Source organism: Gulosibacter sp. 10, from assembly GCF_900163695.1.
Classification (GTDB): domain Bacteria; phylum Actinomycetota; class Actinomycetes; order Actinomycetales; family Microbacteriaceae; genus Gulosibacter.
In genome coordinates this window covers 15,583-35,956 of sequence record NZ_FUIC01000022.1, presented here as the reverse complement: position 1 = coordinate 35,956, position 20,374 = coordinate 15,583, and the positions used below count along the sequence as shown (strand labels likewise).

The window sequence follows — 20,374 nt, the reverse complement described above, 5'->3', positions numbered from 1 at the left end:
CGGCGTCATGATGGTGGGATGAGCTGGACGAACGAGCCCGGGCCGCCGCGCCCGTCGGCGGGGATGCCGCCGCTGCCGCCGATCGACGACCCGCTGCCGGTGCGGCCGCAAGGACATGGGCCGGTGCAGCCGCACGGACACGGGACCGCGCCGTCACAGCAATACGGGCCGGCGCAGCTTCGCCCGGATCAGCCCCCTCCTGCGCAGCCCCGTCCCGCCGAGCCGAGCCCCGAGCCGAGCCCCGAGCCTTCGGCGCCCGAGCACCGGCCCTCCGGCCCCGCCGACCGTGTGCCCTCATGGGGCGCCGACCTTCGGCGCGTGGCGGCCTACGCCGCGACCGGCGTCGTGATCTGGACGGTCATCCTGGCCGTGGGGCGGTTCAGCGGGCTGCGGGCGAACAACGGCGATCTGGTCTACGCGGACTCGCTGCTCGCCGGCATCCTCGTCGGGGTCATCGGCCTCATGACGCCGTTCCTGCTGGTGTCGACGAGCCGGCACGACACGGGCTTCCGCGATCGGGGGCTGGCGAGCCTGATGCTCGTCGGCGTGCCGCTCACCACCGCGCTCTACACGCTCGGGATGCTCCTGTGGCCCGTCATCCTCGGCCCGCGCGGCGCCCCCGGCACCGTGGCCGCCGAGCTGAACGGCGACGGCCGGGCGCTGCTCGCGGCGGCGATGTTCCTGCTGGCGTCGATGACGTGGTGCACGGCCACCGTGCTGATCATGATCAAGTCGGTCCCGATGGGCGCGCTGATCGCCATCCTCCCGCTCCTCGGCGAGGTCTTCCTCTTCGGCATCGGCGGCGGCACGCTGTTCGACGGCCCGGCTTCGGACGCGCCCGTGATGCTCTGGACGATCGCCGCCGGCGCCGGGCTGGTCGTGATGGGCATCGTCGCGGCGCTGCTGAACCGGCACGAGCAGCGGCCGCGGCGGGCGTCCCGTGCGGAGCGCCGTTCCTGATGCGAATAGCCTCCGCACTCGTATATTCGGGTTCTGAACGCTATTCGCATCCGGAACGGCAGCCGGGGGCGAGCCTCGCGCACCGATCTCGCAGCCAGTGGACGTCGGGGTGCGAATCCGGCTGCCAGCGGCGCCGATTCTCGGCTGCTTGAATGGCAGCGCACGCCGAAGACGACGCATGGAGGACGACGCGATGAAGACTTGGCTGATCACCGGCTGCTCGACCGGCCTCGGCAGGGCGCTGGCGCAGGCCGTGCTCGAACACGGCGACAACGCGGTCGTGACCGCCCGACGGATCGAGGACATCCGCGCCCTCGCGGACCGCTACCCCGAATTCGCGCTGCCCGTGGCGCTCGACGTGACGGATGCGCGGCAGCGCGCCGAGGCGGTCGAGCGGGGCGTCGAGCGCTTCGGCGCCATCGACGTGCTCGTGAACAACGCGGGCTACGGCTACCGGGCCGCGATCGAGGAGGCCTCCGAGGAGGATGCGCGCAGGCTCTTCGACACCCACGTCTTCGGCGCCGTCGCGCTCATCCAGGCCGTGCTCCCCGGCATGCGCGAGCGCCGTTCGGGCACGATCGCGAACATCTCCTCGATCGGCGCGCAGCTGACCCTCGCGGGCTCGGGCCACTACTCCGCGGTGAAGGCCGCGATGGAGGGCATCACGGGCGCGCTGCGCAAGGAGGTCGAACCGCTCGGCATCACCGCGTTCGCCATCGAGCCGGGCGGCTTCCGCACCGACTTCGCGGGGCGCTCGCTCCAGCAGTCCGAGCGCGTCATCGACGACTACGCCGACACGGCCGGTCCGCGCCGGCGCGAGCGGGACACGACGCACGGCACCCAGCCGGGCGATCCGGCGAAGGCCGCCGCGGCGATCATCGAGGTCGTGGACAGCGGCCGGGCACCGGCGCTGTTCGTGCTCGGCTCGGACGCGGTGCGGTCGTATCGGGAGACGGCCGAGGCCCGCCTCGCCTCGCTCGAGGAGTGGCGCGAGCTCGGCGCATCCACCGACATCGAGGAGTAGCCGCCGCGCTCAGGCGACGAACTGTTCGGCGCGTCGTCGGCGGATGCGTCGCAGATCGCGGTTACGGCTCGCGCATAACGACGAAGTGCGACGCATCCTGCAACTGTCGTCGGACATCCGGGCCGGTCTGCGCCGCACCCACCGAACGCGGGCCCGCGCCCGGTAGCCTTGATCCCCGTCGACCCCCGACACGATCCAGCAATGATGCCGCGGCGGCACGCCCGGCAGGGGAAGAGGCCCGCACATGATCAGCTACTCCGATGTCGAGCACCTCGAGGGCGAACAGCAGGAGCGCATCGGCGCGCTGTTCGAGCGCAGCGACGAGATCTGGGACCTGCCCGACGACCTCCGCAAGATCGAGGCCTGGGACGAGTTCATCGAGGACTGCGAGCGCGCGGAGTTCCCGCACCTGGCGGCCTCCGCCCGCTTCGGGCAGTCCACCACCTACGCGATGGCGGGCATGACGGCCGAGGCCGTCGAGGCCTACGTGCGGCTGATGCAGCTCATCCACCGCCAGGGCGAGTACATCGCCCCGCCGAACGTGCAGCGCTTCCTCGGGCAGGTGTACATGATCGTCGACAGCATGGTCGAGGACCCGGACATCCCGCTCGCGAAGATGCAGCAGATGACCGACCTCGTAGAAGAGGCCACCCGCCGCTTCGGCGGCGACATCGCCGGCATCTACCTCGCCCGGGCGATGGCCGCGGAGGCGGCCGGCGATGCGCAGGCCACCTTCGAGTGGATGAACCGCTGGCAGGCCGAGGGGAGCGAGGAGTGGCGCACCGACGAGCCCTCGGTCGTGCAGATCGAGATCCCCCTCGTCGCCCGATTCGACCCGGCCGGCGCGGCATCGCTCCTCGAGCAGCGCTTCGCCGGCTTCGGGCTCGACCCGCGCCGCATCGACCCCGAGCGGCCCGAGATCCAGCTCCGCGCGCTGCTCGGCGCCCTCTACGCCCGCACCGGCCGCCGTCACGACGCCGATGCGATCGCCGACCAGCTGCTCGAGGCGTTCGACGCCGAGGAGCTGGCCCGCACCGCGGTCCTGCACGACCTCATCCCTGTGCTCGAGAACCGGCCCGAGGCCGCGCTCGTGGCCGTGGACTTCGGCCTGGAGAACGAGGAGTTCGACTTCCGCGACTGGGAGCACGTGGCCGCGACCGCGCGCAGCCGGATCCTCGCCGACCCCGAGGGCGAGGAGGGGCGGCTGCTCCAGGCGCTCGTCGAGCAGGCGGTCGAGGCGCAGGACCGGCGAGGCGGCACGGATGTGCACGGCCGCCTGCTCCAGGACTTCTGGTGGCAGGGGCTGCCCCCGGGGCCGCGCCCGGCCGCGGTGGACGACCCGGCGATCTGGTCGGACCGCGAGGACCGCGCCGAGTACATCCTCGCCGCCGGCTGGCTGCAGCGCGTCGAGGCGGTGAACATCGACAACCCGCCGATCGGGATCAAGGACCGCTACGTCGAGATCGGCCACGAGGCCGCCATCGCGATCCTCGAGGCCGAGACCCCCGAGGAGGCGGACGCGCTCGAGGAGCGCATCTACGCGCGGGGCGAGCAGCTCCGCTTCCCCCTCGCGCGCTTCGGCGCGCGGCTCATGCGCGGCCTCAAGGCCGGCCAGGACGAGGATCCGATCGGCTTCGCCGACGGCTACGAGCGGGCGCAGGCCGAGCTGCTCGCCAACTACCGCTGGCTCGACGAGGGCATGCGCCGCGCCGCCGAGGGGCTCTACGCCACGGTGGTCCAGATCATGGTCGCCGAGCCCGCCATCTCGTGGGACCGCATCGACGCCGTGATGCGCACCGAGGCGGCGGTCCGCGAGCAGACCGGCGCGCCGGTCACGCCGCTCTACCAGGCCCGCGCGGAGGTCGCGGCGCACCTCGGCGACGGCCAGGAGCTGCAGCAGCTGATCCGCACGCTCATCGATCGGCTCGGCGAGGAGGAGGACCGCCTCGACCGCGTCACGGTGGAGCTCGGGATGATCCGGCTCACCGCGCCCTACGCCCTCGACTTCGCGAGGCAGGTGGCCGAGTGGGTCGCCCAGGTCGGCGATCTCGAGCAGCAGCGCTCGGCCACCGCATGGCTGTGCTGGATGCGCAACTCCGCGGGCGACCCCGAGGCCGCCGGTCGCATGCTCGCGCTGCTCGAGGAGGTGGACCGTGATCTCGAGGCGCTCGCCTTCGTGCCCCACTGGGTCGTGCTCGAGGCCGTGGCGAGCCGCGGCGCGGACATCCTCTGGCTCGTCGACAAGGTGATCGAGGAGGCCGACGCCGAGTCGGGCTCCGACCTCCAGTCCACGGCCACGGCGGCGAGCGCCCTGCTCGCCCTCGCGCCCGACGATCCCCGCGGCCCCGAGCTGCGCGACACTGCGCTGCGGGTCGCCGGCCGGCTCGACGAGCGCAACGAGAACTCGCACTGGAGCACGCTGCTGCGCAACCGCTGGTTCCGCGGCGGGGTCGGCTGAGCGGAGGGGCCGAGCATGACGAGGGAGAACTTCCAGGTCAACCTGCGCGGGATCGTGGAGATCCTCTCGCATCATCTCTATTCGAGCCCGCGCGTGTACCTGCGCGAACTCATCCAGAACGCCCGCGATGCCGTGGTCGCGCGTCGCGCGCTCGACCCGACCGCCCCGATCGGGATCGAGATCGAAGTCGACCAGTACGGCGGCGAGGTGATCGTGCGCGACGAGGGCATCGGCCTCTCCGAGGACGAGATGCGCTCGCTGCTCGCGACCATCGGCGCCTCGAGCAAGCGGGGCGAGTTCCTCGCGGCCCGGCGCCAGTACCTCGGCCAGTTCGGCATCGGCCTGCTCTCCTGCTTCCTCATCGCCGACGAGATCGAGGTGCGCTCCCGCAGCGCGCGCGGCGAGGATGCGCCGACCGTCACCTGGCTCGGCAGCGCCGACGGCACCTACACGGTCCGCCGCGCCGAGCAGCCCCTCGACCGGCCGGGCACCGAGGTGCGGGTGCGCGCCCGCGTAGACGATCGCGAGTGGGTGGGCTATCAGCGCGTGCACCTGCTCGCCGAGCAGTTCGCGAGCCTGATCGACCTGCCCGTGGTCCTGCGCGCCGCCGGAACCCCGGAGCGCAGCCTCGTGAGCACCCGCACGCCGCCCTGGGCCATGGACGAGGAGTCCGCCGCCTGGTGGTGCCGGCAGCAGCTCGGCTTCACGCCGCTCGCGGTGCTGCCCGTCGAGGTGCAGGCGGCGGGGGTGCGGGGCGTCGCGTACATCGCCGACAGCCCCGGGCGCGTGGGCAATCGCCGCGGCGACGTCGTGCATTCGCACGGCATGTTCGTGGCCGCGGACAACACCCAGCTCACGCCGCACTGGGCGTTCTTCGTGCAGCTCGCGGTCGAGGCGGGAGAGCTCGGGCTCACGGCCTCGCGCGAATCGCTGCAGGACGGCGAGCTGCTCGGTCAGGTGCGCGAGCAGATCGGCGTGCAGATCCGGGCGCAGATCGAGCGGCTGGCCGAGCGGGACCCGCTCGCGTTCGCGCGCTTCCTCGAGGTGCACGACAAGGGCCTGCTGGCCATGGCCGTGCACGACCGCGAGATGCTCGACTTCGTGGTGCGGCACCTGCGCTGGGAGACCAGCGAGGGGCCGTTGACGCTGCACCGGATCTTCCGCACCCGCGGCGGCGCGCAGTACGTCACCGGCATGGCGGCCTTCTCCGCCTTCGCGCCGCTCATGCGCGCCCGCGGCACGGTGCTCGTCAACGGAGGGTACGTCTACGGCGCCGAGATCCTGCGGCTCGTAGAGGAGGATCGGACCCGCTACCGGGGCCTCGAGCCGTTCTCGGTCGAGGGGCTGCTGCGCGAGCTGCCCCATCCCTCCGGAGCGGACTCCGACCTGGCGGCGCGCATCCGCGCGCATGCCGAACCCGTGCTGAGCCGGCTCGGCATGGGCCTCGAGCTGCGCTCCTTCGAGCCGGATTCGATCCCCGTGCTGGCCATCGGGCTCTCCGGCGGCTTCGAGGTGGAGGACGCCGAGGAGCCCGACCCGTGGGCCGGGTTCGCGGAGGAGTTCGTCACGACGCCGCGCGGCCCCCGGATCGTGTTCAACCTGCAGAGCCCGCCAGTGCGGGCGCTCGCGGGGGACATGGACGCGCGGGTGCGGAGCGAGGCGATCACCGGCCTCTACGTGCTGGGCCTGCTCATGGCGGGGGAGTCGATCGACGAGCGGCACAGCGAGCTGCTCAGCGGCACCCTCCGTACCCTGATCGAGGCCGCCACCGGCGGGTAGCGCCGCCGGGACCGGCGGATGGGACCGGGCGGATGGGGCCGGGTCATGCGGGCGGCGCCGCCTGGTCGTGCGGGTCGCGCCGGGCCCGGGCCGGATGGCACCGGACTGTGCGGTCGGCGCCGCCTGGTCGTGCGGGTGGCGCCTGGTCGTGCGGATGGCGCCGGATTTGGATCGGATGTCGCCGCGATTGCGACGAATAGCCCGGCGGAGGCGTCATGCGCGATCGCGCGGCTATCCGTCCCGGATCCGCTCGCTCCGGCAGCGGCCGGGCCCGGGAGTCCGGGTCCCCGGGGTTTGTCGGGCCTGGATCTGCGACTCGGGCTCGGGTCTGTGAATCCGTGACTCGGGCCTGTGACTCGCGCCCGGTCCGGACCTGCGGCTCGGGTCCCCGCGGTGTCGGGCCTGTCGAGCCCGGATGCCCCGAAATCCCGAACCCGTGTTCCCGCGGCGCCGAACCCGTATTTCTGCGGCATCGGGGCCACCGGAGCAGCCCCATCACGGTCCCGGCTCGCGTGCATCCATCGGCGCGTCCGTATCTTCCCGCGCCGTCGCGTGTCCGTGTCTTCCTATGGCGCCTATGGCGCCCCGAGTCCGTGTCCTCCTGTGACGCCGCGCGTCGGGCGATGACGGCGACCCCTGCCGCTCGCCGGGCCGCTGTCCTACGCTGCCCGCATGAGCACCGACACCACGCAGCCCGAAGTCAGCCCGATCCGCTTCGCCGAGGACTGGGAGCGATGGCATCGCGGGCACGAGGAGCGCCGCGCGGACCGGCACGGCTTCCTCGCCGTCACCGGCCTGCACTGGCTCGCCGAGACGCCCATCGAGATCGAGGGCATCCCGGGTCGCTGGTCGGCGACCGACGCGGGCGGCCCCGCGGTCGAACTCGCCGAGGGCGAGCGGCTCTCGCGAGACGGCGCTGAGCTGACCGGCGACGTCGCCCTGGGGCCCCTCGAGGAGCGCACCGGCGTCGACCTCGACCACGGCGACGTGCGCATCGAGGTGGCGCGGCGAGGCGGCCGGTACATCGTGCGGCCGCGGGACCCGAAGGCGTCGTTCCTCGACGTCTACAAGGGCACCGAGGCCTACCCGCCGCTGGCGAAGTGGCGCCGCGAGGCCCGCTTCGTGCCGCACGAGCAGCCGGTGCCGACCACTGTGGGCGCCGCGGCGCCCGGCATCGAGCACGTCTACGAGGCGCCGGGCGTCCTCGAGTTCACGGCCCCGGACGGCACCCCGGCGACGCTCACGGCCTTCAACGGCTACGCGCCGGGCACGCTGCTGGTGCTGTTCACCGACGAGACGAGCGGCGTCACCACGTACGCCGCGAACCGCAGCATCGCGGTGCCCGCGCCGGACGCGGAGGGGCGCACGGTGCTCGACTTCACCCGGGCGGTGAACCTGCCCTGCGCCTACACCGACCACGCCACCTGCCCGCTGCCGCCCGCCGAGAACCGGCTCCCCTTCGCCGTGGAAGCCGGCGAGCTCAGCCCCTCGGAACGGCTCACCGCCGAGGGCATCGAGACCGTGGAGGCTCCCGCGCCGGTCGTGTCGTGACCCGCCTGGACGGCGCGGCGGCCGAGGACGGCTGCCGCGCCGCCGAGGCCCCCGGCTCCGAGGGGCGCCCGCCGCCGAGCGGCCGTCGCCGGCTCGTGCTGCTCGCCTGTCTCGGCGCGGGCCTGGGGACGCTGCTGGATCAGAGCACGGTGAACTTCACCGTGGCCGGGATCCGCGAGTCCCTCGGCGCCCCGAACGGCGCGGTGCAGTGGTACCTCGCCTCCTACTCGCTCACCTTCGGACTGGGCCTCGTGCCGGGCGGACGCATCGGCGACGCCTGGGGCAGGCGCGGGCCCTTCCTCCTCGGCCTCGCGCTGTTCGGGCTCGGCTCGATCGTCGCCGCCCTGCTGGGCACGATCGAGCTCATCACCATCTGCCGGCTCATGCAGGGCTTCGGCGCCGGGCTCATCTCTGCGCAGGTGCTCGGGTCGATCCAGGACGAGTTCAGCGGTCGTGCTCGGATCTGGGCGCTCACCGGGTACTCCATGGCCGGTTCCGCGGCCGCGATCTTCGGGCCGCTGTGCGCCGGAGCCCTCCTCGACGCGCTGCCGCCCGACCTCGGCTGGCGCGCGATCCTGCTGCTCAGCGTGCCCGTGATCGCCCTGACCGCGGTCGCGGCCGGTCTCGCGATCCCCCGCGGCCGGGGCGGCGGCGCACCCTCCCTCGACCTGCCGGGCATCCTCCTGCTCGGCGCGTTCGTGGTGCTCATCACGCTCCCGGTGATCGACACCGGTGCGGGGAGCCGGACGGCGCTCGTACTGCTCCTCGCCGCGCTGGCGGCGGGAGGAGCGCTCGCGGCATGGGAGCGCCGTGCGATCCGTCGTGCGGGCGACGGCCCCGCGCCGCTGTTCGCGCCCTCGCTGCTGCGGTCGCGCCGGTTCGTGCTCGGCAACCTGGTCGCGATGCTGTGGTTCGGCGCCACCGTCGGCCACTCCGCCGTCATGACCCTCTTCCTCCTGCAGGGGTTCGGGCTCTCGGGGCTGGCCGTCGCGGTCGTCCTGCTGCCGTCCGCGGCGCTGCGACTGCTCGTCTCCACCGGCGTGCCCTGGGCGGCGGGCAGGTTCGGCGATCACGTCCTGGGTGTCGCCCTCGTCGTGCAGATGGCGGCGGCGTTCCTGCTTTCCGGGGTGATCGCCGCGGACCTCTCCTCCGTACTCCTGCTGCTCGTGCTCATCGACTGCGTCATCGGCATCGCGAGCGCGTTCATCGACCCGGTGGTGCGGGTGCTGACGCTCGAGGGGGTCGGCAGCGGCGTGCGCGGCGTCGCCGCCTCGTTCCTGCAACTCACCCAGCGGCTCTCGGCGACCTTCTGCGTGGCCATGTTCACCGGCATCCTGTTCGCCGCGAGCGGGGACGGCGGGATCGGGCGATCGGGCGCGGCGGTGGCGCTTCTGGTCAACGGCGGCATCGTCCTCGCCGCGGCGATAGCGGCCTTCGCGCTGGTCGGCCGTCGCGGCCCGCGCGAGACCGCTGCGCGGACCTGACCGCCGCGCCGGCCGTGTCGTGACCGCGTCGGCGGTGCGGTCGTACTGCTGCAGTTCGTCTGCCCCGGCCTTGCCGTTCCGGATGCGAATAGGGCGCAGGCCGCCGTATACGGATCCTGAACCCTATACGCATCCGGAACAGCAGCCGGGGGCTCGCGTCTCCGGTCGGCCGAGGTGCATCCCGCGCCGGATCATCGCGAGGAGATCCTCGCCCACCCGGTCGAGGCCGTACATCACCTCCGCATAGGTGAGCCGAACCACCCGGTATCCCATCCGCTGGAGCCGTCGATCGCGCGCCCGATCCCGCGCGTAGGCCTGGGGATCGGCGTGGTGCTCCCTGCTGTCGACCTCGACGACGAGCAGTCCGCCGATGAGGAAGTCCACCCGGCAGTGCGGGCAGATCCAGGCCTGGGCCCGGTGGCCGACCCGATGCCGGACCAGCCAGAGCCGGAGCAGCGTCTCGGTGCCCGATTCCGCCGTGCCGGTGACGAGGCTGAGCGCGCGCCGGCCCTTGTCGCCGGCGTGCGCGGCGCATGCGGCGAGGTCCTCCGGAGCGATGACTCCCTGGTGGAGGGCGGAGTCGGCGAGGAGGACGGCGATGTCCCGAGGCCGGCTCAGCATCGCCACGGTCAGCGCGATCGGCACGGGGTCGACGCTCGCGCGGACCGGAAGGGCTCTGCCGACCGGGAGCGCGTAGGGCTCGACCACGACGGGGCGACGGAACCCGTCCCTCGACGGCAGCGGCAGGGATCGCACCTTCGAGCGCTGATTCGCCCGCACCTGGAAGGGCTCCTCGTTCGGCACCCACAGCCCTCGATGGCGCAGCGCCGCGGATCCGGTCAGGGCGCCGCCCGCGCGCACCGCGGTCACCACCGCCTCGGGTGCCGAGGGCGCGGCGTACCAGCCCTTCCGCACGCGGAACAGTCTTCCGGCGGTCACGGCGCGGCGTATGTCGGAGGCGGTCATGCCGATGCCCTGCAGATGCGCGGTCCGGACTACTCCGGCATGGTTGCGGAGCAGGGCGCGGAGCGGATTCATCATGATCGGTAGCGCACCGCATCGCGCGGTCTCGCGCGCGGCCAGCCGGCTCGGCTGTGGGGAGGAGCTCCCTCACAGGGGCGGTGTCCGCGCCCGGGCCGCCGTTCCGGATGCGGATAGGGCGCAGACCGTCATATACGGGTTCTACGGGCTATACGCATCCGGAACAGCAACCCGGGCGGCGACTCGACGCCCGCGCGGACCCGACCGTCTCGCCGGGCGGCAGAGCGCCGCGCCGGACGACTGGGCGCCGCGCCCGATGCGCCGACCGCCACGCCGGATGCGCCGACTGGTGGGCCGGGTGGGCTGACCGCCGCGCCGGGTGGGTTGACCACCGCGCCCGATGCGCCGACCGCCGCGGCGGACGGACCGACCGGCGGAGCCCTGGGACCGGCCACAGGACCGCCGCCGCGACTCCGCCCGCGGCGAACCTCGGGGGCTGCCCATCTACCGCTGATGCGTAACAGGCAGTAAAGTTGAGAAATTGAGCGCGCGGGCGGGCAGGGTCCTGTTCGCGCGTATTCGGTAAGCATTGCATCGAACCGCAGCGCGAGAGACACGCAGGCGCGGAAACAGCACCGACAGCGAGGAATCCCTTCCCGTATGAGAGCAACCGGACGCGCATAGCCACGTATGAACCAGCCCCTCCGATCCGAACATCCCGAGACCGCGTCGATACGCATTTCCGGTTCCCCCGCCGTTCGCGCGACGGGTGCGGGCCGTGCCCACGGCAAGGTCATCCTCATCGGCGAGCACGCCGTGGTCTACGGACAGCCGGCGATCGCGCTGCCCGTGACGACCGCGGAGGCCGAGGTCGAGGTGGAGCTCTACGACTCGGCGCGCATCGACAGCGACCTCTACGTCGGGTTCTCGGAGACGGCCCCGGATCAGGTGGCGCCGGTGATCGCCGCCGTCCGCGCCGCGAGCGAGGCGGTGGGGTTCGACCCGGAGCGGGTCGGCGTCGCGATCCGCAGCACGATTCCCGTGGGACGCGGCCTCGGCTCGAGCGCCGCGGTGGCGGCGGCCATCGTCGACGCGGCGAGCGACGCCTCGGGCGTGGTGCTCTCGGCGGATGAGCGGTACGAGCTCATCCAGGCCTCGGAGCGCGTGGCGCACGGCACGCCCAGCGGCATCGATGCGCGCACGGTCGTCTCCGACTCCCCGCTCCTCTTCGCCCAGGGCGAGGTCGCGCCGCTCCGCGTCGGCGCGTCCTTCGGATTCGTGATCGCCGACACCGGCGCCCCCAGCTCCACCGCGCAGGCGCTCGCGGGGGTCCGCGCCCTGCAGGAGACGCAGCCCGGGCTCGTGGAGGGCGCGGTCGAGCGCATCGGCGAGCTCACGGCGGATGCGCGCACGGCCCTCGCGGCCGGCGACGCTGCGGCGCTGGGCGAGGCGATGGCGGAGGCGCACCGCAACCTGCGGCGCATCGACGTCAGCGCCCCGAGTCTCGACGGGCTCGTCTCCGCGGCGCGGAAGGCGGGAGCCGCCGGGGCTAAACTGACGGGCGGCGGGCTCGGCGGCTGCATCATCGCGCTCGCGGCATCCCCCGAAGCCACCGGGGAGCTGGCCGATGCTCTCGAGCAGGAGGGCGCGGCCCGCGTCTGGAGCATGACCCTGGAGGCGACCCGATGACCAAGGCCACAGCACGCGCCTACCCGAACATGGCGCTCGTGAAGTACTGGGGCAAGCGCGACCCCGAGCTCATGCTGCCGCTCACCGGCAGCCTGTCGATGACCCTCGACCGCTTCGCCACCACCACCTCCGTCACCCGCGATCCCGACCTCGGTGGCGACGCCTTCCAGCTCAACGGCGAGCCGGTCACGGGTGACGCGCTCCGCCGCGTCACGCGGTTCCTCGACCTCGTGCGCGAGCGCTCCGGCATCCGCGAGCCCGCGCTCGTGCGCTCCCGCAACGACGGCCCCACCGCGGCGGGCCTCGCCTCCTCGGCCTCGGGATTCGCGGCGCTCGCGCTCGCGGCCTCCAAGGCCTACGGCCTCTCGCTCGACCCCCGCGACCTGAGCCGTCTCGCGCGGCGCGGCAGCGGCTCCGCGACCCGTTCGATCGTCCCGGGCATGGCCGTGTGGCACGCGGGCGAGGACGACGAGAGCTCCTTCGCGGAGCCCGTGGGCGCGCCCGAGATCCGCATGATCGTCGTGGTCGTGGATGCGGCGCGCAAGGAGATCTCGAGCCGCGAGGCGATGCGCCGCACCGCGCTCACCTCGCCCTACCACCGCGCCTGGGCGGAGTCGACCGAGCAGTCGCTCGCCGCGATGCTCGAGGCCTGCCGGGACGAGGACTTCACCCGCATGGGCCGCATCGCCGAGACCAACGCGCTGCGCATGCACGCGGCGATCCTCGCCTGCGATCCGCCCATCCGCTACCTCGAGCCGAAGAGCCTCGAGGTGTTCGACGCCATCCGCGCGCTGCGCGAGCAGGGCGTCGAGGTCTACGGCACGGCGGACGCCGGCGCGAACGTCGTCGCGATCGCGCGCCCCGAGGATGCGCGGCGGGTCGCCGAGGCGCTCGCCGACCACGGCACGGTCACCGAGGTCGGCCCCGGTCCGGGCGCCGAGCTCGTCGACGAGGCCGAGGCCGACCTGTGATCGAGACTCGCGCACCGGGCAAGCTGTACATCGCCGGCGAGTACGCCGTCGTGGAGCCGGGCGTCCCCGCCGTGCTCATCGCCGTCGACCGCTGCATCACGGTCAAGCTCACCGAGAGCGCGGACGCGGGCCGCGTGTTCTCGAGCGCCTACGGCCGGATGCCCGTGGTGTGGACCCGCGACGACGACAACATCGGCATCGTCCTCGAGCACCAGCCGGTGGACTACGTCATGGCCGCGATCGACATCATCGAGCGGCTGCGCGGCGAGCGCGGGCTCGAACCGCTCTACTACGACCTGCACATCGAGAGCGAGCTCGACGACCGCAGCGGCCGCAAGTTCGGCCTCGGCTCCTCGGCGGCCGTGGTGGTGGCCACCATCGCCGCGATCGACGAGTTCTACGAGCTGGGGCTCTCGCGCATCGAGCGCTTCAAGGTCGCGCTGATCGCCACCGCCGCCGTCTCGCCCCGCGGCTCGGGCGGCGACCTCGCCGCGAGCACCTTCGGCGGCTGGATCCGCTACACCGCGCCCGACCGCCTGCAGCTGCTCGACGACCTCGCGCAGCGCACCGTCACCGCGACCCTCGACTCGCGAGGCTGGGAGCCGTTCAGCGTCACCCAGCTTCCCCAGCCCGGCTCCTTCGAGCTGCTCGTGGGATGGACGGGATCCCCGGCCTCCACCGAGCGCCTCGTCACCGGCGTCGAGCGCAAGAACCCCTCGAGCGATCCGCGGCACGGCGACTTCCTCGTCGAGAGCAGCCGCATCGTCGACGGCCTCGTCGAGGCCATCCAGCGCGACGACGTGGACGGCACCCTGGGTCTTATCCGCGAGGCCCGCGGCCTGCTGCAGGCGCTCGGCGAGGCCACCGGCATCTGCATCGAGACCGACAAGCTCCGCACCCTGTGCGAGACTGCCGAGCGCCGCGGCGCCGCGGCCAAGCCCTCGGGCGCGGGCGGCGGCGACTGCGGCATCGTGCTCGCCCCCACCGGCTGCGACACGGAGGCGATCCTGCTCGACTGGGCCGATGCGGACATCCGCAGGCTCGGCCTCTCGGTGCTGCCGGCGGAAGGAGACGAGGACGATCGCTAGTCAGGATGCGCGGGGCGCCGCCCCGGGCGCGGGCGTCGGCTCCGCGCGCAAGGAGGACCACATCCGCCTCGCCGCCGAGCAGCGGCGGGCGCCCTCCGCGCGCAACGACTTCGACGACGTCGAGTTCGTCCATCACGCGCTCGACGGCATCGACATCGCCGACGTCGATCTCGGCGTGACTGTGGACGCCTGGTCGTGGGGCTCGCCCATCTACATCAACGGCATGACCGGGGGCAGCGAGACGGCGATGCGCGTGAATCGAACGCTCGCCGCGGCCGCCGCCGCGACCGGCGTGCCCATGGCCTCCGGATCGGTGGGCGTCGCGCTCGACGATCCGGGGATGGCCGCGAGCTTCACCGTGATCCGCGAGGCGAACCCGGACGGCTTCGTGATGGCGAACATCGGCGCGGGGCGGCCCGCGGACGCCGGTCGCCGCGCCGTCGAGCTGCTCGGGGCGGATGCGCTGCAGCTGCACCTCAACGCGGTGCAGGAGACCGTGATGCCCGAGGGCTCGCGCGGCTTCGGCGACTGGCTGCGCGGCGTCGAGGCCACCGCGGCCGAGTGCCCGGTGCCGGTGATCGTCAAGGAGGTCGGCTTCGGCCTGAGCCGCCGCACGCTGCGCCGGCTGCACGAGATCGGCGTGCGCGTCGCCGACGTGAGCGGCACGGGCGGCACCAACTTCGCCCGCATCGAGAGCGCGCGGGGCGACGACGCCTTCGCCTACCTCGGCGACTTCGGGCAGTCGGCGGCGAGCTGCCTGCTCGACGCCCCCGAGCCCTCGCCGCAGCTGCTCGCCTCCGGCGGCGTCCGCACCCCGATCGACGCCGTGAAGGCGCTCGCGCTGGGCGCCCGCGCGGTGGGCATCGCGGGCCCGTTCCTGACGTCGGCCCTGGAGGGCGACGAGGACCGCATGATCGCGGAGCTGCGCAGCTGGCTCGACCAGATCGCGATGCTGCTGGCGCTCCTGGGCGCCGCGCGCCCCGCCGACCTGCAGCGCACCGACCTGCTGCTGCGCGGCCGGCTGCGCGAGTTCGCCGAGCTGCGGGGCGTCGACGCGGCCGCGTTCTCGCACCGCACCGACCGCATCCCTTCGACCGACCCCGAGGAGCACTGATGGCCAGGCACGACCGGTTCACGACCCCCATCCCCAGCAGCTGGGTCGGTCCCATCCGCATCAGCGGCAACGCGATCGACGAGGAGATCAAGGTGCCGCTCGCGACCTACGAGACGCCGCTGTGGCCCTCGGTGGGCCGGGGCGCGCGCATCTCGCGGCTCGTGGAGGGCGGCATCCGCGCCACCGTCGTGGACGAGCGCATGACGCGCTCCTCGCTCTTCGTCGCGCGGGACGCCGCGCACGCCTTCGAGGCGTGGACCGCGATCCGCGACCGCGAGGAGGAGCTCCGCGAGGCCGTCTCGGCGCAGAGCCGCTTCGCGCGGCTCATCGAGGTGCACGAGGAGATCGTCGGCAACCTGCTCTACATCCGCTTCGCCTTCACCACCGGCGACGCCTCAGGGCACAACATGGTGACCCAGGCCGCCGAGAAGCTCATGAGCCTCATCCTCTCCTGGGAGCTCGGGCTCGAGTACGGCTCCGTCTCGGGCAACTACTGCTCGGACAAGAAGGCCACCGCCGTGAACGGCGTGCTCGGCCGCGGCCGCAGCACGGTGGCCGAGATCCTCATCCCGCACGAGATCGTCGAGACGAGGCTCCGCAGCTCGGCCGAGAAGATCGCCGACATCGTCGTGCGCAAGAACCTCGTGGGCTCCACCATCGCGGGCGCGCTGCGCTCCGCGAACGCCCACTACGCGAACATGCTGCTCGCGTTCTATCTCGCCACGGGGCAGGATGCGGCGAACATCGTCGAGGGCTCGCAGGGCATCACGTACGCCGAGGCGCGACCCGAGGGCCTCTACTTCTCATGCACCCTGCCGCACCTCATCGTCGGTACGGTAGGCAACGGCAAGCACCTCGAGGCGGTGGAGGAGGCGCTGCAGCGGCTCGGCTGCCGCGAGGACCGCGAGCCGGGCGCCAACGCCCGCAGGCTCGCGGCGATGATCGCGGCCGCGGTGCTGTGCGGCGAGCTGTCGCTGCTCGCGGCGCAGACGAATCAGGGCGAGCTGATGCGGTCGCACATCCAGCTCGAGCGCGGTGAAAGGAACTAGCCATGACCACCTTCGGTATCCACGACATCGAGCTCGTCACCACCCACCACGCGCTCGACCTCGCCGAGCTCGCGCGGGCCCGCGGCGTCGACCCCGCCAAGTTCGAGATCGGGCTCGGCCAGACCCGCATGAGCGTGCCGGCGCCCGACGAGGACGCGGTGACGATGGGCGCCACGGCCGCGCTGCGCGTGCTCGAGCGGCACGGCTCCGACCGCCTGCGCTCGCTGCTGTTCGCGACCGAGTCGGGCGTCGACCAGTCGAAGTCGGGCGGGATGTTCGTGCACGGGCTGCTGGGGCTGCCGCCGCAGATGCGCGTGATGGAGTTCAAGCAGGCCTGCTACGCGGGCACCGCGGCGCTCCAGGCCGCGATCGCCGCGGTGGCGCGCGATCCCGGCGCCGAGGTGCTCGTGGTCATCAGCGACGTGGCGAAGTACGAGCTCGACTCCTCCGGCGAGCCCACGCAGGGCGCCGCGGCGGTGGCGATGCTCGTGAAGGCCGACCCGGCGCTCGTGGAGATCGAGCCGGAGACCGGCATGTTCAGCGCGGAGGTGGACGACTTCTGGCGTCCGAACGACTCGACCACGGCGAGGGTCGACGGCGCGCTCTCGCTCAAGGCGTACCTCGATGCGCTGATCGGCTCGTGGGACGACTACGCGGCCCGCGGCGGCCGCGCGATCGAGGAGATCGACCGCTTCCTGTACCACCAGCCGTTCACGAAGATGGCGGTCAAGGGGCACCAGCGGCTGGGCCGCCACACCGGCGCCGACCTCACCGCGGAGCAGCTCGAGACCAGCCGCACCTACAACCGGGTGCTCGGCAACTCCTACGGCGCATCCATCTACGCGGCCCTCGCATCGCTGCTGCACCACGAGGACGGCCTCGAGGGGAAGCGCATCGGCTTCTACAGCTACGGATCGGGCAGCGTGGGCGAGTACTTCACGGGCGTGGTGCGCCCCGGGTACCGCGAGCACCTGCACCCCGAGCCCATCCAGAGCGACCTCGCCGCGCGCCCGTCGATCTCCTTCGACGAGTACGTGGCGCTGCACGAGACGGTGCTGTCGAGCGCCGAGGACGTCGAGACGCCGCGCGTGACCGGCGCGCCCTTCCGCTTCGCGGGCATCCGCGGCGGGGCCCGGCAGTACGAGCGGAACGCGTAGGGGCCGCTGCCGCCCGCGGGACGCGGGGCGTGCGAGCGCCCTCGGGACGTGGTGCGTGCGGGTTCGGAGCGGATAGCCGTGCGGCGCCGTATCCGTGGCCGCCCGGGCCATCCGTCCCGAGCGCGGTCGATCCGCCGGGGGCCTGCCGTTCGCCGGCCAAGGTCATTCGTTCCGAGCGTGGTTGCCTCCGGCGGCGCATTGCCTGCGCGCTCACCCGTATCGGCCATTCCTCCAGTGCGAGGGCGCCCCTTCCTGCACTCCTCTCCCGGCGCGCTTCTCCCTGCGCGCTTCTTCCTGCGCGCTTCTTCCTGCGCGCTTCTTCTTGCGCGCTTGTCCTTGCGCGCTTGTTCTCACGCGCTTGTTTCTGCTCGCTTTCCTGCGCGCTTCTTTCGCGAGGCCTCTTCCCAGTTGCCTCTGGGGTTCTTCTCGGGGCTTCCTGCCGGGGCGGAGTATCGCGGCGGGGATGTACGACGGAAGCGCACGCATCCTGCCCACCCGCCGTGCTGCATGTGAGAGATTCGCTGCTGCTGCTCCGGATGTGAGGGAAATGACGGGTTCGCTCGGGAATGTGCGGCGTATGTCGGGTCGAGGCGGGGATGTGCGGCTGGTGTCGGTTTAGACCGTGGGTTACCCCGCGTTCGCCTCACATCCGGGCCCAACCGCGTATGCCTCATATCCGCAACCGGGCTTCGGATAATCACATATCCGGTCTCGGCAATCGGACAAGCCGACGAACGACTGGCCGGGTAATCGGACGGCAGGGTAACCGAGCGGCCGAGCGATCGGGCTGCCGGGCTGACGGCCTGCCGGGTAATCGGGCGGCCGGGCAATCGAGTGGCGGGCAATCGAGTGGCCGGGCGATGGGGCGATCGGGCTACCGGGCGGTCGGGCGATCGGGCGGCGGGGCGACCGGGTGGCGGGGCGATCGAGCGTCTGGGCAAACGAGTGGCCGGAGGCCGCGCTGCGGGCAGGCCGGGTGGGGCACGGCCCGCGACTGCGGGGCGAACCCGCAGCGCCCGCGGAGTGCGAGCGGGCGGGAACTCACCAGTGCAGAGGGGCACCCGGCCGGTCAGCCGGGGCGGGGCGGGACGAAGCCCGATCCCTGCGTGCTGCGGATCACATCCGGCCGAACGGCGACGGCCCTTCGGCGGAGTCCACGAACGCATCCGTCGCGAGCTCGGCGGCGTCGACGCCGGGGGAGTAGGGGCCCAGGTCGGTCACTCCGGCCTCCTGCAGAACGTCCTCGCACAGCAGCGTCCGGCCCGCCATCGCGGCACCCGGCCCGGTCAGCAGGAGGTGCGCCGCATCCGCGTAGAGCTCCGGGGTGCGCGAGCGGCGGTACAGCTCCTCGCCGCCGATCACGTTCATCACCGCGGCGGTGCGGATGGTGGTCCGCGGCCACAGGCACGACGCCGGGATGCTCGTCTCGGCCCCGATGCCCAGCGTCGCCAGGGTCATCCCGTACTTCGCGAGCATGTAGGCGGGGAAGGCGCCCAGCCACTGCTCCGCGAGGTTCAGCGGCGGCGAGAGCGAGAGGATGCGCGGATCCGCCGACTCGCACAGGTGGGGCAGCGCCGTGCGGGTCAGCAGGAAGGCGCCGCGCGCGTTGATCTGCTGCATGAGGTCGTAGCGCTTCATCGGGATCTCGGCCGAGGGCTCGAGGTTGATGGCCGAGGCGTTGTTCACCACGACGTCGATGCCGCCGAACTCCTCGACGCAGCGCGCGACGGCCTCCCGCACGCTCTCCTCCTCCCGCACATCCCCGACGATGGGGAGGGCGCGGCCTCCGGCGGCCTCGATCTCCTCGGCGGCGGTGTAGATCGTGCCCTCGAGGCGCGGATGCGGCTCGGCGGTCTTGGCGAGCAGCGCGATGCTCGCGCCGTCGGCGGCGGCGCGCTTCGCGATGGCCAGGCCGATGCCGCGACTCCCTCCCGAGATGAGGATGGTGCGCCCTTGCAGTGAGTCGTTCGTCGACAGCATCCGCGAATATTACGCGCAATGAACTGGAACTTTCCGCTGAACCGGCCAGTCCGTACGCTTAACCCGTTGGCGCGGCGGTATTCGCGCGCGCCTGTGATACCGAGAGGACCCGAAATGGCACGCATCACGAAGCTGCTCTCCGCAGCCGGCGCACTCGCACTGGTCGGCAGCCTTGCCGCTTGCGCAGGCGATTCCGACCCCGCAGCATCCGGCGACGGCAGCGACCCGTACGAGGGCCAGACCATCAAGCTCGGCGTCGTCGGCGCCGGCGAGGAGTACTGGGAGACCTACGAGCAGGCAGTCGAGGCCGAGGGCATCGACCTCGAGATCGTCGACTTCGGCGACTACAACCAGCCCAACCCGGCGCTCTCGGCCGGCGAGCTGCACATCAACCAGTTCCAGCACGTCATCTACCTCGCCGAGTACAACAACCAGGCGGGCGACACGCTGGTGCCGATCGGCTCCACCGCGATCTACCCGCTCGCGCTCTACTCGACCAAGCACGACTCGGTGGAGGACATCCCCGAGGGCGGCAAGGTGGGCGTGCCGAACGACACCACGAACCAGGCCCGGGCACTGCTCGTGCTGCAGTCGGCCGGCCTCATCACCCTCGAGGGCGGCGGCAACCCCTACTCCGGCCTCGACGACATTATCGCGGAGGAGTCGAAGGTGGAGGTCGAGGCGTTCAACGCGGACCTCATCCCCGCCTCGCTGCCCGACCTCGACGCCGGCATCATCAACAACGACTACGTCGCGGACGCCGGCCTCACCGAGGACCAGGCGATCGCGCAGGACGACCCGAGCGACCCGGCAGCCTTCGGCTACGTGAACATCTTCGCGGTCAAGGAGGCGGACCTCGACAATCCGACGCTCAACAAGCTCGTCGAGATCTACCAGACCAACGAGGAGGTCCAGCAGGGCGTGCTCGACGCCTCGGGCGACACCGCCGAGATGGTCGAGATCCCGGCGGACGAGCTCATCGAGCAGATGCACGAGATCGAGGACGTGGCAGAGTAGCCGGCACCACCCGCCGACGCGAATGCACCCACTTATCCCGACCGAGCACCCGGCGGCCGAACGGCGCCGGGT

General features: G+C 72.5%; 15 protein-coding genes. 13 read left to right on the top strand and 2 right to left on the bottom strand.

Going from position 1 to position 20,374, the window contains the following annotated elements:
• Positions 1-18 precede the first annotated feature (18 nt).
• From FM112_RS08845 to FM112_RS08820, 6 genes are all read left to right on the top strand, one after another.
• Positions 19-960 carry a hypothetical protein gene (locus FM112_RS08845; protein ID WP_176386759.1) on the top strand — a complete coding sequence of 314 codons (942 nt, stop codon included), beginning with the start codon at positions 19-21 and terminating at the stop codon, positions 958-960.
• A 193-nt stretch (positions 961-1,153) separates the two neighbouring features.
• Positions 1,154-1,984, top strand: a complete 831-nt coding sequence (locus FM112_RS08840) for an oxidoreductase (RefSeq protein ID WP_087006692.1) — start codon at positions 1,154-1,156, stop codon at positions 1,982-1,984.
• 244 nt (positions 1,985-2,228) lie between these two features.
• Positions 2,229-4,442, top strand: a complete 2,214-nt coding sequence (locus tag FM112_RS08835; RefSeq protein WP_087006602.1) for a hypothetical protein — start codon at positions 2,229-2,231, stop codon at positions 4,440-4,442.
• 15 nt (positions 4,443-4,457) lie between these two features.
• Positions 4,458-6,221 (top strand): HSP90 family protein, encoded by a 1,764-nt coding sequence (locus FM112_RS08830; RefSeq protein ID WP_087006600.1) that lies wholly within the window; start codon positions 4,458-4,460, stop codon positions 6,219-6,221.
• A gap of 672 nt (positions 6,222-6,893) precedes the next feature.
• Complete coding sequence (locus tag FM112_RS08825) at positions 6,894-7,772, top strand: DUF1684 domain-containing protein (protein ID WP_087006599.1); 879 nt, start codon at positions 6,894-6,896, stop codon at positions 7,770-7,772.
• Positions 7,769-9,256 (top strand): MFS transporter, encoded by a 1,488-nt coding sequence (locus FM112_RS08820; protein ID WP_176386758.1) that lies wholly within the window; start codon positions 7,769-7,771, stop codon positions 9,254-9,256. The genes FM112_RS08825 and FM112_RS08820 overlap by 4 nt, the downstream gene beginning before the upstream one ends.
• Positions 9,257-9,379: 123 nt before the next feature.
• Here FM112_RS08820 and FM112_RS08815 read toward each other — a convergent pair whose 3' ends face one another.
• A complete protein-coding gene (locus tag FM112_RS08815) occupies positions 9,380-10,297 on the bottom strand; it encodes a type IV toxin-antitoxin system AbiEi family antitoxin domain-containing protein (protein ID WP_087006595.1) in 918 nt (305 codons plus the stop codon).
• 630 nt (positions 10,298-10,927) lie between these two features.
• Between FM112_RS08815 and mvk the strand changes: the two genes are divergently transcribed.
• Genes mvk through FM112_RS08785 form a run of 6 tightly spaced genes read left to right on the top strand, consistent with a single transcriptional unit; the run spans position 10,928 to position 17,305 of the window.
• The gene (gene mvk, locus FM112_RS08810; RefSeq protein WP_087006593.1) at positions 10,928-11,926 is read left to right on the top strand and encodes a mevalonate kinase; all 999 of its coding nucleotides are present in this window, start codon (positions 10,928-10,930) and stop codon (positions 11,924-11,926) included.
• Positions 11,923-12,897 (top strand): diphosphomevalonate decarboxylase, encoded by a 975-nt coding sequence (gene mvaD, locus FM112_RS08805; protein ID WP_087006590.1) that lies wholly within the window; start codon positions 11,923-11,925, stop codon positions 12,895-12,897. Before mvk ends, mvaD begins: the two co-directional genes overlap by 4 nt.
• Positions 12,894-13,985 (top strand): phosphomevalonate kinase, encoded by a 1,092-nt coding sequence (locus FM112_RS08800; protein WP_087006587.1) that lies wholly within the window; start codon positions 12,894-12,896, stop codon positions 13,983-13,985. Before mvaD ends, FM112_RS08800 begins: the two co-directional genes overlap by 4 nt.
• Positions 13,921-15,099, top strand: a complete 1,179-nt coding sequence (fni, locus tag FM112_RS08795; RefSeq protein WP_087006585.1) for a type 2 isopentenyl-diphosphate Delta-isomerase — start codon at positions 13,921-13,923, stop codon at positions 15,097-15,099. The genes FM112_RS08800 and fni overlap by 65 nt, the downstream gene beginning before the upstream one ends.
• The gene (locus FM112_RS08790) at positions 15,099-16,148 is read left to right on the top strand and encodes a hydroxymethylglutaryl-CoA reductase (protein ID WP_087006583.1); all 1,050 of its coding nucleotides are present in this window, start codon (positions 15,099-15,101) and stop codon (positions 16,146-16,148) included. Before fni ends, FM112_RS08790 begins: the two co-directional genes overlap by 1 nt.
• 2 nt (positions 16,149-16,150) lie before the next feature.
• Positions 16,151-17,305, top strand: a complete 1,155-nt coding sequence (locus tag FM112_RS08785) for a hydroxymethylglutaryl-CoA synthase (protein ID WP_087006580.1) — start codon at positions 16,151-16,153, stop codon at positions 17,303-17,305.
• 1,116 nt (positions 17,306-18,421) lie between these two features.
• On the opposite strand, the gene FM112_RS08780 is transcribed toward FM112_RS08785, so the two are convergent.
• A complete protein-coding gene (locus tag FM112_RS08780; protein ID WP_087006578.1) occupies positions 18,422-19,285 on the bottom strand; it encodes an NAD(P)-dependent oxidoreductase in 864 nt (287 codons plus the stop codon).
• Positions 19,286-19,399: 114 nt separating this feature from the next.
• Here FM112_RS08780 and FM112_RS08775 point away from each other — a divergent pair, with 114 nt between their 5' ends.
• Positions 19,400-20,302 carry a MetQ/NlpA family ABC transporter substrate-binding protein gene (locus tag FM112_RS08775; protein WP_087006576.1) on the top strand — a complete coding sequence of 301 codons (903 nt, stop codon included), beginning with the start codon at positions 19,400-19,402 and terminating at the stop codon, positions 20,300-20,302.
• Positions 20,303-20,374: the final 72 nt, after the last annotated feature.

Bases quoted from the DNA above. Each gene is read 5' to 3' on its own strand.
- FM112_RS08815 (WP_087006595.1), bottom strand. From the start codon at position 10,297: ATGATGAATCCGCTCCGCGCCCTGCTCCGCAACCATGCCGGAGTAGTC.
- FM112_RS08825 (WP_087006599.1), top strand. From the start codon at position 6,894: ATGAGCACCGACACCACGCAGCCCGAAGTCAGCCCGATCCGCTTCGCC.
- mvaD (WP_087006590.1), top strand. From the start codon at position 11,923: ATGACCAAGGCCACAGCACGCGCCTACCCGAACATGGCGCTCGTGAAG.
- FM112_RS08840 (WP_087006692.1), top strand. From the start codon at position 1,154: ATGAAGACTTGGCTGATCACCGGCTGCTCGACCGGCCTCGGCAGGGCG.
- FM112_RS08775 (WP_087006576.1), top strand. From the start codon at position 19,400: ATGGCACGCATCACGAAGCTGCTCTCCGCAGCCGGCGCACTCGCACTG.
- FM112_RS08790 (WP_087006583.1), top strand. From the start codon at position 15,099: ATGGCCAGGCACGACCGGTTCACGACCCCCATCCCCAGCAGCTGGGTC.
- FM112_RS08835 (WP_087006602.1), top strand. From the start codon at position 2,229: ATGATCAGCTACTCCGATGTCGAGCACCTCGAGGGCGAACAGCAGGAG.
- FM112_RS08830 (WP_087006600.1), top strand. From the start codon at position 4,458: ATGACGAGGGAGAACTTCCAGGTCAACCTGCGCGGGATCGTGGAGATC.
- FM112_RS08785 (WP_087006580.1), top strand. From the start codon at position 16,151: ATGACCACCTTCGGTATCCACGACATCGAGCTCGTCACCACCCACCAC.
- fni (WP_087006585.1), top strand. From the start codon at position 13,921: ATGCGGACATCCGCAGGCTCGGCCTCTCGGTGCTGCCGGCGGAAGGAG.
- FM112_RS08845 (WP_176386759.1), top strand. From the start codon at position 19: ATGAGCTGGACGAACGAGCCCGGGCCGCCGCGCCCGTCGGCGGGGATG.
- mvk (WP_087006593.1), top strand. From the start codon at position 10,928: ATGAACCAGCCCCTCCGATCCGAACATCCCGAGACCGCGTCGATACGC.
- FM112_RS08780 (WP_087006578.1), bottom strand. From the start codon at position 19,285: ATGCTGTCGACGAACGACTCACTGCAAGGGCGCACCATCCTCATCTCG.